The organism is Paraburkholderia ribeironis (assembly GCF_900019265.1).
GTDB lineage: Bacteria > Pseudomonadota > Gammaproteobacteria > Burkholderiales > Burkholderiaceae > Paraburkholderia > Paraburkholderia ribeironis.
Window position 1 is genome coordinate 155552 of record NZ_CYGX02000019.1, and the last position, 14903, is coordinate 170454.

General features: G+C 64.9%; 13 protein-coding genes. 4 read left to right on the top strand and 9 right to left on the bottom strand.

The features are described from left to right. Positions 1-88: 88 nt before the first annotated feature. Both BN2475_RS10070 and BN2475_RS10075 read right to left on the bottom strand, forming a co-directional pair. Entirely contained in the window at positions 89-988 is a 900-nt protein-coding gene (locus tag BN2475_RS10070) for a LysR family transcriptional regulator (RefSeq protein ID WP_094779377.1), read from the bottom strand. Between the two features lie 153 nt (positions 989-1141). Further along, entirely contained in the window at positions 1142-2371 is a 1230-nt protein-coding gene (locus tag BN2475_RS10075) for an amidohydrolase family protein (RefSeq protein ID WP_094779475.1), read from the bottom strand. 298 nt (positions 2372-2669) lie between these two features. Here BN2475_RS10075 and BN2475_RS10080 point away from each other — a divergent pair, with 298 nt between their 5' ends. Together BN2475_RS10080 and BN2475_RS10085 are read left to right on the top strand one after the other, a co-directional pair. Then, positions 2670-3701, top strand: a complete 1032-nt coding sequence (locus BN2475_RS10080; protein ID WP_094779378.1) for a sensor domain-containing diguanylate cyclase — start codon at positions 2670-2672, stop codon at positions 3699-3701. Between the two features lie 386 nt (positions 3702-4087). Beyond that, positions 4088-4357: a hypothetical protein gene (locus BN2475_RS10085; protein WP_162844466.1), complete on the top strand. Its 270-nt coding sequence runs from the start codon at positions 4088-4090 to the stop codon at positions 4355-4357. A 115-nt stretch (positions 4358-4472) separates the two neighbouring features. Here the strand turns inward: BN2475_RS10085 and BN2475_RS10090 are convergent, their stop codons facing one another. From BN2475_RS10090 to BN2475_RS10100, 3 genes are read right to left on the bottom strand one after another with little or no spacing between them, the layout of a single operon-like run. Beyond that, the gene (locus BN2475_RS10090) at positions 4473-7409 is read right to left on the bottom strand and encodes an Hsp70 family protein (RefSeq protein WP_174641916.1); all 2937 of its coding nucleotides are present in this window, start codon (positions 7407-7409) and stop codon (positions 4473-4475) included. Further along, positions 7406-9301: an Hsp70 family protein gene (locus BN2475_RS10095; RefSeq protein ID WP_094779380.1), complete on the bottom strand. Its 1896-nt coding sequence runs from the start codon at positions 9299-9301 to the stop codon at positions 7406-7408. The genes BN2475_RS10090 and BN2475_RS10095 overlap by 4 nt, the downstream gene beginning before the upstream one ends. After that, positions 9298-9864, bottom strand: a complete 567-nt coding sequence (locus tag BN2475_RS10100; RefSeq protein ID WP_094779381.1) for a DUF2760 domain-containing protein — start codon at positions 9862-9864, stop codon at positions 9298-9300. Before BN2475_RS10100 ends, BN2475_RS10095 begins: the two co-directional genes overlap by 4 nt. 274 nt (positions 9865-10138) lie before the next feature. Between BN2475_RS10100 and BN2475_RS34840 the strand changes: the two genes are divergently transcribed. Further along, positions 10139-10441, top strand: coding sequence for a hypothetical protein (locus BN2475_RS34840; protein ID WP_174641918.1), 303 nt, complete (start codon positions 10139-10141; stop codon positions 10439-10441). A gap of 32 nt (positions 10442-10473) precedes the next feature. On the opposite strand, the gene BN2475_RS10110 is transcribed toward BN2475_RS34840, so the two are convergent. Next, on the bottom strand, positions 10474-11694 hold the full coding sequence (locus BN2475_RS10110) for a tyrosine-type recombinase/integrase (RefSeq protein ID WP_174641920.1): 1221 nt from the start codon (positions 11692-11694) through the stop codon (positions 10474-10476). A gap of 168 nt (positions 11695-11862) precedes the next feature. Between BN2475_RS10110 and BN2475_RS10115 the strand changes: the two genes are divergently transcribed. Continuing rightward, positions 11863-12936, top strand: a complete 1074-nt coding sequence (locus tag BN2475_RS10115) for a DNA-binding protein (RefSeq protein ID WP_094779383.1) — start codon at positions 11863-11865, stop codon at positions 12934-12936. Positions 12937-13295: 359 nt separating this feature from the next. On the opposite strand, the gene BN2475_RS10120 is transcribed toward BN2475_RS10115, so the two are convergent. The 3 genes from BN2475_RS10120 to BN2475_RS10130 all read right to left on the bottom strand — a co-directional run bounded on the left by BN2475_RS10120 (position 13296) and on the right by BN2475_RS10130 (position 14874). Beyond that, complete coding sequence (locus BN2475_RS10120; RefSeq protein WP_094779384.1) at positions 13296-13913, bottom strand: DNA-3-methyladenine glycosylase I; 618 nt, start codon at positions 13911-13913, stop codon at positions 13296-13298. Positions 13914-13934: 21 nt separating this feature from the next. Further along, complete coding sequence (locus BN2475_RS10125) at positions 13935-14222, bottom strand: YciI family protein (protein ID WP_094779385.1); 288 nt, start codon at positions 14220-14222, stop codon at positions 13935-13937. 64 nt (positions 14223-14286) lie between these two features. Next, the gene (locus BN2475_RS10130) at positions 14287-14874 is read right to left on the bottom strand and encodes a TetR/AcrR family transcriptional regulator (RefSeq protein WP_094779386.1); all 588 of its coding nucleotides are present in this window, start codon (positions 14872-14874) and stop codon (positions 14287-14289) included. Positions 14875-14903 lie beyond the last annotated feature (29 nt).

Consider the following 14903-nt stretch of genomic DNA (forward strand, 5'->3'; position numbering starts at 1 on the left):
AGGTCGCGTTTTTTCGTTGCTTTTCCGTTTTGTGGCAGGCGCACCGTTGTCATGACGGTGCGCCTTTTTATTGTTCAGTCGCGCTGGCTCACTTGAAATAGCCCACCGCCAGGTCGATGAACTCGCGGACCTTGCGCGGCACGAACTCGCGGCTCGGATAGACCAGCGAGACGGCGACGTCGCCATTAAGCACCGCATAGTCGTCGAGGACTCGCACCAGCGTGCCGGCGCGCAGTTCGTCGGCGACCATTTCGAGCGGCAGCAAGGCGATGCCCATCGCGCCCAGTGTCGCCTGCTTCTGCATGATCATGCTGTTTACCGTGAACGACGCGTCGAACGCGAAGCTCTCCTCGCTGCCGTCACCGTTGCTGAATATCCAGTTGTTGTGCGGACTGGCGTCGGGCGGCGCGGCGATCACCCGATGCCGCGCGAGATCGGCGGGCGCGGCGGGATGCCCGGCCTTCGCGAGGTAGGCGGCAGCCGCTACCGGCACCGCGTGCGAGTTGAGCAGACGGCGCACCACCAGAGATTCCGAGCGGATCATGTGCTCGGTCACGATGCCTACATCAAAACCGCCTTCGAGCAGATCGACGCGTTTCTCGGTCAGCGTGACGTGCAGATTCACGTGCGGAAACCTCGCCTGGTAGTCGGCGAAAAGCGGCGTGAGGCGAAACAGCGAGAAGCTGCCCAACGCGACGATGCGCAGATCGCCCGCGACTTCCTTCGAGGTCGTGGTGGCACGCGATTCGACCTCCTCGAGTTCGGCCAGCAGCACGCGGCAACCGCTGGCGTATTGCGCGCCCGCTTCGGTCAGCACGACCTTGCGCGTGGTGCGCTGGAACAGGCGGATGCCGAGATGCTGTTCGAGGCTCGACACATGGCGCGTTACGACCGAGGTCGAGACGCCGAGGTGCGCTGCGGCCTGCGCGAAGCTGCCCGCGTCGGCGACCTTGACGAAAGCCTGCATGGCCTGAAAGAGATTGATCATGTAAGTGCTAAAACGTGTTCGTGAGGCTTCGAGGGTTCTGGTGCTGACGACTGGAGTGCTGTGCCGGGCTTGCGGTTGGCCTTGGGGTTGGCCTGGCTGTTGGACTGTCGCGTCAAGCGGCGCCGCACATTGGCGTGCGTCACGGCGCGCCGCTCACCGGCCGATCCGATGCGTCGCGGGCGCGCCGTGGCGTGCGACGATCCGGCCGTTCGCCACCACCAGCTTGCGCGGCGGCCGCGCGACGATCGCGTGGGCGAGCCCGTCTGCATCGAGCAGAACGAGATCGGCGCGTGCGCCCGCTTGCAGCCCATACTGCGCAAAGCCGCAAGCGCGCGCTGCAGTAGTGCTCACACAGTCGAACGCGAGCGCGAGGTCGTCGTCGCGGCGCAGGCCGTAGCGCATCGCGATCAGCATCGCGCGCTCGAGCATGTCCGGCGAGCCGTACGGTGTCCACGTGTCGCGAATGCCATCATTGCCGCCAAACAGCGTGACGCCTTTGTCGATGCAGGTCTTCAGCGGCGGCACCGGCGTCGACGGCGGTGCGGTGGTCAGCAGCGCGACGCACAGATCGGCGATGCGCGCAAGCAGGGTATCGCGCTCGCGCTCGGGCAGTGCGCCCAGACAGAACGCGTGACTCACGACCACCTGTCCCTGCATGCCGAGCGCCGCCACGCGATCGAGCAGCAGGCCGAACGTGAATGCGCCGATTTCGCCCGGCTCGTGCAGATGGATGTCGATGGGTTTCTGATGACGCTGCGCGAGCTCGAACGTCAGGTCCAGCGACGTCACCGGATCGCCGTCGATCAGCGCGGGGTCGAGTGCGCCGAGCACATCGGCACCCGCGCTCAGGGCGCGATCGAGCAGCGCGTCAGTGCCTGGCCGGCCGAGCAGTCCCGATTGCGGAAACGCGACGATCTGCATGTCGAGCACATCGCGCAGCGTATCGCGTGTGGCCAGCACGCCTTCGAGGTGACGCAGGCCTGCGTCGGTGTCGATATCGACGTGGGTCCGCAGGCGCGTCGTGCCCGCCTGCACGAACGCTCGGGCCAACGCGAGTGACTGAGCGCCCGCGTCGTGGCCGCTCTGCGCGCGCCAGCGCCGTTCGTTTTCGATCCGGTCAGTCAACTTCGGCCCGACTTCGTTGCGATACCAGCTCATGCCCCACGTGGTCTTGTCCAGATGCGTATGACCTTCGACGAAACCGGGCAGCAGCAGCGCACCCGCGCCGTCCTCGATCGCGCCGCCGGGCTCGCGCGGCAGGTTCGGGCCGATGGCCGCGATGCGGCCGTTGGCGATCGACACGTCGACGCGCGTGCCATCGGTCTGACGCACGTTCGTCATGAGCCAGGCGTGGTTCGTGGTGTGAGTGACGGTCGTGGTCATGCGCGGCTGACGGCGGTGCGGGCGATCGACGGCGCCAGGCGGCGTGCGTGCGATTGTCTGTTGAATGAGGTGAATCAGGTGCGCTGCCCGCAATCCAGGCCAGCGAAGGGCGGCGCGCGGCTGGTGCGTGAATTGTACTTCGTGGGGCCGGCCTGTCGAGCGCCGCAGCCGCGCAACCAGGCCGGCGAGCGGGCCAGCGCGGACCTACCGGGCGCGACGCTTCACGCGCCGGCGCGAGCACTCAAGTTTCGCGTGCGCGTGCCGTTGACACGAACTGATCACATTCTGGAACCCAGCCGTGCACCTCGCTTACAGTAACGACCGCCTGTCCAGCCGGACGACAGCCGATCCGTCCGCCGCCGGCGAACCCGAGGTGGAGTCTTCGGTCATCGAGTGGCTGTTGCACGATGACCAGGTGATGCGGGAGTGCTTCATCCACGCGGCGGAAATCCTCAAGAGCGTAACCGGCGCCGCGATCACCGCGATCACGCTGCTCGACGAGGAGCACCAGCACTACCGCGCCGAGGTCGGCATGGCGATGCCGCTCGTCACGCGAGCGCGTTCGCTGGCCGACTATGCGGTGCGCGACGCCGAGCTGTTCGTCATCGAAGACGCGCACGACGACAGCCGCTTCGGCGAATGCATGCTGGTGCAGCGTCATCCGTTCGTGCGCTTTTACGCGGCGATTGCGTTGCGCGCGCCCAACGGCGAGATCGTCGGGGCCTTGTGCGCGATGGACCCGTCGCCGGGCCGGCTCGACGCGGGGCAGCGGGGCGTGTTCTATCACCTGCGCGCGATGATCGAAAACGATCTGAAGATGCGCACGGCCACTGCGATCGATCCGCTCACCCAGTTGTACAACCGGCGCTTCCTGCTCGAAACCATTGCGTGCCGCTGGAAGCAGGCGCAGGACGGCGACGTGATGGGCTCGGTGGTGGTCGACGTCGACTGGTTCAAGCAATACAACGATACCTACGGCCACCCGGCGGGCGACCATTGTCTGCGTCAGGTGGCTTCGGTGATGCAGGCGGCGGCCGATGGCGAGTGCATGGTGGCCGGGCGCATGGGCGGCGAGGAGTTCGGGCTGCTGGTGCTGCATGCGCAGTCCGCGACGCTCGAAGCCACGCTCGACACGCTGCGGCAAGGCGTCATGGACCTGGCGATCGAGCATCGCGCTTCGCCGCTTGGCGTGGTGACGGTGAGCCTGGGGGCGTCGTTGACGCGCATCACCGAGTCGTCGCGCTCGGCACATCGCGAAGGCTTCGCGAGTGCGGACCGCGCGTTGTACCGGTCGAAGCATCGCGGCCGGAACCAGGTGACGATGGCCTAGCATGGCTTTCTGCGCGAGCGTGCGCATGAGCGACGGTCGGTTCGATCGCCGGACGAAAAACCACCGGGAAGACGCCGGCCGCTTTTCCTTGCGGCGGCAGCCGCTGTCATGCGGCGACGAGCAAAGGACGCCTGCATCCGCAACGCCTGCACACTGTGCGTGAAAATCACGCGCACGTGCACGTGCACGTGCTGCTGTTGCTGTTGCTGGATCACGCATAAGGTCTCCTTAAGGTGTGGCTGCTTAGATAGCGGCCTGGGACGTCAGGATGAAGCCCGCCAGCGAAGCACGATCGCACGATCGGCAACGCCGGGCCCGGCCAGCAGGATGCGGCAGGCGGACACCTGACGACATCACGTACACCGAAAACGGCTGGAAAAACAACGATGTCCAAGGGAAGAAAACCTGGTCAGCAGGCTGAAAAGAGGCAATTCAGCTCCCTCTATCTGATGGAGTTAGCCAGAGGGAGCTCACACATTGCGAGCACACTGAGTCCCGCGACTCAACACGAGGCGATCGCCGAGGTACTGCAAGAATTTCGTCTGCAGCACGGCGCGGACAAGCTTTTGCTCTTTCGCGATCTGCTCGCGCAGCGGCTGAAAGATCGTGAAAATCCGCAGGCGGCGCAGGCTGTATTGAGTTTCGACCCGCGCTAGCCGCGTTCGCATTCATGTAGGTATCCGAATCAAATTGCCGAAGCCGATCCCGGTGGCATTGCATTGTGTCGCGCGAGTCGGGTTGGCTGAGACTGCACGCAGCGAAATCCGGGCTTCAACTCGCGATCAGCTTCAACCCTGCGGGCAAGGATTCGCCAAACACGCGGCCTTCGTCGGCGTTATCGAGCTCCACGCTCTCGCTCACCATCATGACCCATGCGCGCGGCGCATTGGCCGTCTCCAGCCGGCGCACGACCGCCTTGCGCAAGTCGTCGGGCAGGTCGCGCGAGCGGTCGCCGGTCATGCGGGCGATCTGCACGGCGGCGAACGCGGCGGGGTCGACCTTCTTCCAGTCGAGCGCGAGTATCGTGTTCAGCCACTGTCCGGCGATCTCCGGCGGCACGACGCTATGCGCGCTACCGTAGAACGGCCGCCGCGCGCCGATGCGCCCGACCGCCCACCAGCTCTGATGATTTTCGGCAGGCTTCTTCAGCCGCGTCAGCACCGACTCGCCGAGTTCGATCTTGCGTTCGACCGGAATCCGTTCGAGCGACGCGCTCAATCGAACCATGTCGGTGAAGCCCGTCTTCGCGACGTCGAACGGTAGCTTGTGGCGCGATTGCGCGGCTGCCTGCAGATACGCCATCGCATCGAGCACGCGCAATTGCGCGCTTTCGTCGAGGCCGCCAGCGGCACGCCGCCAGAGCGTCCACCACTCCGACCAGACCTGGCCCTCGTTGACGTATTGAATGCCGTCGTCGAACAGCGACCAGAGCTGCTCGACGCGCCATTCGTCGAGCGCATAGCCGAAGCCGGGCCGTACGCAATAGCCGGCCAGATTCAGCCAAAGCCGCTCGTGATCCGCCGAACGCCGTCGACGGCGTGCGCGTTCCCATAACGCGCCGAACAGCTCGCGCAGTAGCGCGCTGTTCCAGCTGTCGCGCGGCCCAAGCAGTTGTTCGAGTCGCGTGCGCAGCCGTTTGATTTCTTTGGGGTCGACCTTTTGCGTGCGCGAGCCGAAGCAGCGATCGATCTGTTCGAGCGCGTCGTCGAGCGCCGGATGCCGGGCCGGCGCGGCGTCGGCCAGCGCATGCCCGTGTGCGTCTTTGCCGCGCAACTGGAATTCGAGCAGCCAGCGTTGCGCGGGATCGTCGAGCTCGATGCAGTGCACGTCGAGCGTGCCGACTTCGGTGAGCGACGTCGCGATCTGCACGCGGGTTTCGCCTGCGCCGCGTTCGCCGCGCGGCTGCACGACGGTCGCAATCGGCGGCAGGCGCACGAAGTCGCCATTCGCCAGATCGGTCAGCTCGCCGGCTCGATAAACCGTATCCGCGCTCGACGACACCAGGTGAAAGCGCACCGGATGCCCGAGGCGCAGCGCGAACGTCCGATCCGCGATGAGGATTTCGTGGCCTTCTTCGGTGCCGCGCGGCAGCAGACAGATGCCGCGTTGCGCGGGTGCGTCGTTGTCCTCACCGTTGGCGGTGTCGTCGAGCACGAGGAAATAGCTGCGCGGCGAACCGCCGCCGATTTTCGGCGCGCTGCCCGCGCGTGCCAGCGAGTAGGCGACCGCCCCGCGGGCGACGGCCACGTCGGGATTGTCGTTGTGCAGCACGTTGAGCGCGGTGCCGCGCCAGTTGCCCAAGGTTTCGGCGAGACGTCGCGTGAGCGCTTCGGCGCGGAACACGCCGCCGTTGAGCAGCAGCGTGTCGGGCACGGGCAGGGTGTCTTCGGCGCGCTCGCTGCCTGCGTCGCTGGCTGCGTTGTTGCCTGTTTCGCTGTCTGTTTTGCTGCCCGAGTCGCTGCTTGCGTCGCCGCCGTTGCCGCTAGTGGCAGTGGCAGAGTCAGCGCCCAGCGCTTTGCGCGATTGCGCCGCGAAGCGGCCCAGAAACGCCGCGATATGGCGCGTGACCGCGGCGTCGGTCGCGTAGGGCAGGCCGAATTCGACGATCGCGCCGCGCGGCCTGCCTGGCCGTTCATGCGATGCCACCGCCGGAAAGAAGCCATCGACGATGACCCGCTCGACTTCCTCGCGCGTGACCTGCACGGTGCGCGCGCCGCCGATCAGCTTCGACCCCGCGCCGAGTAGCGTAATCGACGCCGAATCGGGCGCATCCGGACCGAGCAGTTGTTCCTTCGCGCCGCGGCAGCGTTCGACCAGTTGCGACAGGCTGGCCGCCGACAAACGCGTGCGCCCGTCGCTGCCCGGCAGCCGCGCTTCGACCAGATGCGCGAGCGCCAGATCCATATTGTCGCCGCCGAGCATCAGATGATTGCCCACGCCGATGCGCGTGAGTTGCGGCTCGCCGTCGCGCAGGCTCACTTCGATCAGCGTGAGATCGGTGGTGCCGCCGCCGACGTCGCAGATCAGCACGAGTCGCGTGTGCGCAAGTTCGCTCGCGAGCCGTTCGCGATGATGAAACAGCCAGTCGTAGAACGCGGCTTGCGGCTCTTCCAGCAAGCGCAACCCGGGCAGGCCAGCGATGCGCGCCGCTTCCACTGTCAGCGCCCGCGCGCCTTCGTCGAACGATGCGGGCACTGTGAGCACCACCTCCTGCTGTTCGAGCGGCGCGTCGGCAAAGCGCCGATTCCACGCGGCGCGCACGTGCGCCAGATAGCTCGCGCTGGCCTCGACGGGGGAGACCTTGCGGACGTCGTCAGCGGCGCCCCACGGCAGGATCGGCGCGACGCGGTCGACCGATGCGTGCGACAGCCAGCTCTTCGCGCTTGCCACCAGACGCCCCGGCACCTGCGCGCCGAGCAGGCGCGCAAGCCGGCCGATCACGACCGGGGCTGCGGCGTCGCCCACTGCGTGATCCGCACGCGACCACGGCAATTGCAGATCGCCCGCGCTCAGCTCGCCTTCGGCCGCGTGATAACGCACCGAGGGCAGCAGCGGCCGCGCGGCGACTTCACCGGGACTCACCAGCTGCTCGATCTCGAACACGCGAATCGGCTGTGGCTGCCCCGGCGAACCGGTCTGCGCGTACGCAAGCACCGTGTTGCTGGTGCCGAGATCGATGCCGACGCTGTACCGCTTCATCTCATTCACGCAGGCGCGTTGCCGCGCACGTCGAACTCGACTTTCCAGCGCTCGTCGGAGTCACGCGGAATCGCTTCGAGCTCGAGCGTGCCCGCTTCGGTGACGCGCGCATGCAGTTTCACCGGCACGACTTCGCCGGGGGTGCGGCCGGCGGCCGGCAGCGACGCCTCGATTTCGTCGAGCTCCTGCAACTCCTCGGGACCCCAGTAGTCGAGCAGCGTGCCGACCTGGTCCTGGCGACGCACCGACGACCCAAAGAAGCGGAAGTGCACCGGCTCGCCGACCACGAGGCCGAACTCCTGCGCCGGCAGCGCGGCCTCCGTGCCTTCCTCCATGCCGAACGGCGCGATGCACAGCGCCTGCACGGGCGGCTCGAGGCCGGGCACGGCCGGCATCGCCGATTCGATCGCGATGTAGTACGCGCGTGCGGTGCCGCCGCGAATCCGCACGCCCTTGCCACGTCGCACGTAGCCGTAATAGGCCGCGCCACGCGCGACGGCCAGATCGAGGTCCGCGCCTTCGAGCAGCCGTGCCGGTGCCGCGCCTTCCGCCGCGAGCCAGCTGTTGAGCGTGCCCATGATGCGTTCGATCAGCAGCGGCGACTTGAACACGCCGCCGTTGAACAGCACGGCGGTGGGGTGCAGGAAGCTCGCGCCGTCCACGGCGGCGTTGTCACCCGCGTCACCACCCAGGTTGCCAACCAGGTTGCCAGCCGTGCCGCGCAGACCTTCGAGTTCGGCCAGCGCGCCCACCTGCCGGCCAAGGAAGGCTGCCAGATGCCGCGTGATGCCCGCGTCCTGCGCGTAGGGCAGGCCGAGTTGCGTCAGGCCGACGCGGGCGCGGCTCACCGGGCGCGCCGCGCTGTCCACCTGCGGGAAGAAGCCTTCGAGGATCGTCTGCGTCAGCTCCGTGCGCGTGAGCTCAGTGCGGATCGAGCCGCCGATCAGCTTCGAGCCGCGGCTCGGCACGACCAGCGGCACGGTATCGGTGGCGGGATCGGACAGCAGCGTCTCCTTGGCCGAGCGGCATGCGTAGGTGAGGGCGCGCAGTTGCCACGCGTCGGCCTGGGTGCCTTGCGCCGCGAGCTTGCGCGCGACCACATGCGCGAGCGCGAGGTCCATGTTGTCGCCGCCGAGCAGGATGTGTTCGCCGACCGCGACGCGATGCAGTTCGAGATTGCCTTCGCGCTCGATCACCGCGATCAGCGAGAGATCGGTCGTGCCGCCGCCCACGTCGACCACGAGGATGATGTCGCCGACCTTGACCTGCTTGCGCCACTGCCCGTCGCTCTTCTGAATCCAGCTATATAGCGCCGCCTGCGGTTCTTCCAGCAAGGTCATGCGGCCGTAGCCGGCGGCCTCGGCCGCTTCGGCGGTCAGCTCGCGGGCGGCCGGATCGAATGACGCGGGGATCGTCACCGTGATGTCCTGCTCGCCGAACGGCGCGTCGGGATGCGCGTGGTCCCACGCCTCGCGCAGATGCGTCAGATAGCGCACCGAGCTTTCGAGCGGCGAGACGCGTGCGACTTCGGGCGGCGCGTCGTTGGGCAGGATCGCCGCACGGCGATCGACGCCCGGATGGCACAGCCAGCTCTTTGCGCTCGACACCAGCCGGATCGGCGTGGCCGCGCCGCGGCTGCGGGCAAGCTCGCCGACCGCGAACTCGCGCTGGCCGGTCCACGGCAGATAGAGATCGCCTGAGGCCAGTTCGTCGGGATGCGGCAGATAGAGAAAGGAGGGCAGCAGCTCGAGGTTGTCGATCGCGCCGGGGCCCGTGAGCTGCGCGATCGGCAGTACGCCCTGGGCGGTTTTCTCACCGTCGCTCGCGCTCGTGTCGACGAAGGACAGCGCGCAGTGAGTGGTGCCCAGGTCGATACCGATGGAATAGCGTGCGTCGCTCATAGCTCCACCTCGGCCGGTGCGATCACGTTGGCGTTATGGCTGTCGGTCAGTTTCGGCAGACGCACTTCGTCGACGCGCCAGCCGCGATGGCTGATGCTACCGCTGAACGGCGCCTTGCCGACCACATTGCCGGTCAGGCGCACCGCGCTCGCGTCGAAACCCTCGGGCAGCGTGACGCGGCTGCCTTCGGCTTCGTCGCGCACCGGGCGGATCGTGAAATGCTCGCGCAGCGTCGCGCGGCAACCGTCGTGCACGAGGCGCGCGGCGGCACCGATGTCGGCGTCGCTGTAGCTCTTGATGTCTTCCTCGACGAAATCGATGAAGCGCGCGTCCCGTTGCAACAGGCCGAGCAGTTGCAGCGCCGCGTCGGGGCTGGCTTGCTTGAGCGTGGGTGCGGGTTGCGGGGCGGGGGCAGGGGCGGCAGTCGGTGCGGGCGCGGTGGCGGCACGGCCCTGGCGCAGACGCAGCACGCTGGCGGCGAATTCGCCGTCGCCGAGGATGCGGAAAAACGTGCTGACGGCAAGTGAAATCCTGCCGAGGAAAGATGGGTTCGAATCGGTCATAAATGCTCCTGAGGTGCGCTGTCAAAGGACGAGCTGTCCTGGCCGCGCCGCCCGCGGTGGGCCGCGCAGCCTTGGCTAGCCTTGTGCGGGCCGGCATCCTGCGTGGTTGCGAAGAGCGCAGGCAGGCTTGCCGCCGACGCGCGCTCAACTCGCCGTGGCGGCGTGTGCGGCGCGCGCAAAACCCGTATTTTGCCTTGTGGCGTGCCCGAAGCGGGCAAAGCCGGCAATTCTAGCGGGCAATGGGGCGAGATTGGCGGGTGGTTGCGAGCGAATTGTGCGGGCTGGCGGCGGGTGCGCGCACGCAGCACGCGTCGCGAGCGAACTGCTCGGTCAGTTCGGTTTCGATCCGGTGAACCCCGGTGCGCTTGCCGACAGATGGCGCTGCACACGCGCCAAGCCGGTTTGCCGCATTGCCCTCGATCGCGCGTGCCTCGTCGAAGTGGCTATTACGCTGCATTACAAAGCAGCAAAGCAGCAAAGCAGCAAAGCAGCAAAGCAGCAAAGCAGCAAAGCAGCAAAGCAGCAAAGCAGCAAAGCAGCAAAGCAGCAAAGCGGCACCTATTTGCGGGGAATTTGATTAGCACGTGACTCGCATCAGGCGTCTCTGCATTAAGTATTGCCCGTATCCTCGTCTTTAGTTTGGGACGCCCCCCAGTTCATCCGGTGACGATTAACGGTTTCCGTATGCCGTGCGTCGTCTTCCGTGTGCAGATAAAGACTCGTCGTGTTCAGCGATACATGGCCAAGATTGTCACGGATGGTGCGCAAATCAACACCGCCATCGGCCTGATGAGAACCGGCGGTGTGTCGAAGCCAGTGAGCCGACGCCCGTTCGAGTTCGTCGGCACGGTCGGCGAACTCCGTTGCTCTGCCGCGCAGCCACGACGCGGCGCCGCCGAAGATGCTCTTGATCGCATCGTGGATCGCCGAGCGGGACAGGCAACGGTTTCTGCCTTTGAATGGAATGACGAGCGGCGTTTCCTCGGACCGGGTGGGCAGGGCGGCGAGGCCATTCAGTGTCCGATAGCTGCGCAGTTCCTGGACCAGTTCGGCCGAAACGGGAACGATCCGTTCCTTGTCGCCCTTGCCCAGCGTTTCGAGCCACCATTGATCCTGGCCGTCCGCGCCGAGCTTTCTGAAAAAGTTGCCCATCTGGCCGCCGGCGACCTCGGAAATGCGCATGCCCTGCAGATAGAACAGCGTGGTCAGCCACCGGCAACGGGCGTAGTACGCGCGTTGGGCGTCGGTTTCCTGCGGCAATTGTTCGACGAACAGCTTGACTTCATCCCACAGAGAGCTCGACAGATAGCGCGTCACTCGCGGCGCCGAGCGCCTCGCACGTTGGCGCAACAGTGCCATCGGATTGCCGCGCAGATACCCGGCGTTGACCAGCCAGGTGAACATCGCGTTCAGAATGATCAGCGCCTGACGCTGGCTGGCCGGCGACAGCGGCCCATTGAACGGTCGCCAGCGTTCGTCGCCGCGCGGATACTTGCCGCCATTGGCGGACACCCAGCGGCTCGCGGGCTGCGGATCGACGAGAAACGTCTTGAAGATCAGCAGATCTTCATGCGTGAGCGACGACAGCGGCTTGCCGAGTTGCACGACGGCCCACAGCAGCAGCCGCTCGGCTTCCTTGCGATAGTTGTCGAACGTGGTTTTGGTGTCCGCGTAGTTCGACAGCCACGCGCGCACCGCGTCCAGATCATTGCGGGCCGAGAGCTGCGAATTTTCGATCGGGCCACGATTGATGCCGTCGCGGCCGTCGAGACTTTCCGGTACGGCGAGCGATTCGACAGGCTGTACGGTAACGAGCTGGGCATTGGACACTGTTTGAGCACTCCGGATGGCGCGGGAAACGGCAAATCAGGCAACTATGGATAGCACACGACATTATAGTACTAATGTCGTGTATGTTGATGGATAGAGCGTGATTTTTTATATATTACGTTGTATTATCAACGAATCTATCCTTTTAATGTGTCCGCACGCGCGCCCATGACCCTCGAAACCGACATTGAAGCTGTCCGCGAACATGCATCAGACACGCAGGCTCTGTATCGCGAGGTCTGCGCGCTAATGTTTTTCCGCTACGGCGAAACACCGACCGCGAACCGTCTGTATCAGCTGGTGCGCAAAGGCAGCATGAGCGCGCCGGCCAAGGCGCTGCGCGACTTCTGGGTCGAAGTGCGCGAAAAGACCCGGGTCGATGTCGGCCGCCCGGACTTGCCGCCTGAAGTCGCAACCGCGGCCGGTGAACTGGCCGCCAACCTCTGGCGGCTATCGAACGATGCCGCGACCGCCGCGCTGGATGCGTTCAGGCAGGAAGCGCAGTCGGACGTCGCGGCCGCACGCCAGCGGGCACAGGAGATGGAGTCGCAACGCAATGACGCGGCGCTGAAAGCCGAACAGGCTGCGAGCAGCGCCGCTACGCTCGTCCAGCAGATCAGCGGGCTTGAAGCGCGCCTCGTCGAGCTGCAGACCGCCAACGACATGCTGACGGCGCAATTGGCTGCGTCGAAGGACGAGATCGCGGCGGGCGCCGCCGCGCTGGCGGACGCCAGACGCGATTTCGCCGAGGAACTGGCCAAACTGCGCCGATCGCACGATCAGAACGAACAGAGGCTGGCCGCCGCGGAAAAGCGCGCGCTGCTTGAGATCGAGAGTGAACGGGCGGCGGCCAGCCGAGCGCGCAAAGAGCTCCAGAGCGCCAATGAACGGATCGCGCTGCTGGAGGCTGAACATCGCTCGGAGCGCGACGCTCTGCGTGATGGGCTCGCCACCGCGAAAGCTGAACTGGCCGCGTCGACAGCACGATGTGCGGTGATTGACGCGCAACTATCGGAGAAGGACGCGTTACTCGCCGAGCGGCTTGCATCCGCCGACCTGCTGCGCCAGCGTCTCGAAACCATGTCGCGACAATTGCCAACGGCGCGGGCGACGGCGCGTACCGAAACGACGCCCGGCCGCCCTGCTCGCCGTTCCCGCGCGAAGGCCGAGCCTCGAGGCCGTGCGTCGATCGATTTTTCGGGCGGACCGTTCGTCAAACGCGTGCCAAACCACAAGCGATGACATTAGTCGCTGCTGCAACGGGAAGGCGATGGTGGCTGCGTTTGAGCTTTGTCTTGCGCGCGCTATGAGCACATCTGGGGGGGCGCTTCAGAAAACGGAAAATAAAGCACGCTATGCCTGGCCGTCGCACTGCGCAAGATCGGCCGCATCGAACGAGTTGTCCACGCGATGCTCGCACGCGGTGCCCCACCCGATGCAGGTTTGCTGTTGTCATTACCTCTCAGCTGGGAGCATATCAATCTGACCGGCGACTACGTGTGGCGACACAGCCAGAAATTGCAGGAGGGGAAATTCCGGTCGTTGCGATCGCTGCCGGAGGCGTCTGAGCGCTAACCGAAGAACATAGCCAGCCTGGATATTCACTCACTTCGCGTCTTCAGGCCTGAACGAATGCGCCTTGCCTCTGCTGCCGCGGAACGAATCACGCAGCCGGGCACATGATCATTGATCAAACCCATAGCCTGCATGAAGGCGAACATCGTCGTGGGCCCGACGAACTTCCAGCCCCGCCGCTTCAGTTCTTTCGACAGAGCGATCGACGCGGGAGATGTCGATGCACTCTGTGGCGCGTCACATTCGTCGGGTGCAGGTTCGTATCTCCAGAAGAAGTTGGCGAGCGAGCCCGACTCAGCCTGGAGTTCGACGGCTTTGCGGGCATTGTTGATTACGGCCTCAATCTTGCCTTTGTGCCGGATGATTCCTGCGTTCATGAGAAGCCGGTTGACATCGCGCTGGTCGTAGCCGGAAATAACGTGAAAGTTGAAGCCGTCGAAGGCATCGCGGAAATTTTCCCGTTTGACAAGGATCGTGCGCCAGCTCAATCCCGACTGGAAACCTTCGAGACTGATCTTTTCGAATAGCCGGATGTCGTCCGCCACCGGGTAGCCCCACTCATTGTCGTGATAGGCGAGAAACTCGGGAGCCGTTCCAGCCCAGCCACAACGGGGGCGTCCGTCGGGTGCCACAAAGAGATCCATGTACTTCTCCTCCCTGTTTCGTCAGTTGCTCAGGAACGCCAATTCAGGAGAGCTAATGTTAGGCTCGATGTCAACGATCTCGGCCTTGACAATGTCGTGAACCACGAACGGATCGTTATTGACACGGGCTTGCAGCTCTTCGAACGTCGGGCCTGCGACAAGAATGGCTCCGCCTTGCCCAGAGCGAATGCTGCCGACAAGTAGGAAAACTCCCTCATCGATGCCTTTCCCGATCCATTCGCGATGCGCAGCCATGTGCTCAGGCGCCCGAGTCTTGTTGGCAGAAAAGCGAAGCAGAACAACGTACAAGTGAATTCTCCTTGCGAAAGGTCGAAACAGGAAACGAGTGGATGCACAATTGCTCGTCGGCTCGTTACGCTGTGCGGGTAGCTACATCGTTGGCGTTGGCAAACTGCGCGATGAGCCAGGCATTGAGCCGGTTCACTTCACGCTGCGCATAGTCGTGGTCGCCGAATGCGTTCAACAATGTGGCGACTCCCTGACTGAACGTCAGGACATGCAATGCAAGATCGTTCGCGTCTGCCTGGCGGCCAAGTGCCTCGAATTGCTCGCGCAGCCAATTGCGGAAAGTCTCGAAAACACCTGCAGCCTGGGCACGCAAAGGATGTTCCAGCTTGGCGAGTTCGTTCGTCAGGGTTCCGACCGGGCATCCGTAGTTTTCAATGTCCTTCCGGTTGGCAATCACGATCTCCACAAACCGCTGGATTCTCTCCAGTGGTGAAGCTGCGCCTTCATACCAGCAGGCCAGCATTTCGCGCGTACTTGCAAGGCGCGCCTGGATAACCGCCTCGAGGATTTCGTCCTTGGTTTTGAAGTGGTAATAGAAATTGCCCCGGGAAATCCCGACTGCTTCTGCAATCGACGCGAACGAGGTTGGCTCGTAGCCCTGTTCGTAGAACAACCGGTTCGCGGCATCCACGATCTGTTCGCGTGTCCCCATGTGCTTGCCTCTCCAGTGCAGCCCAGGAC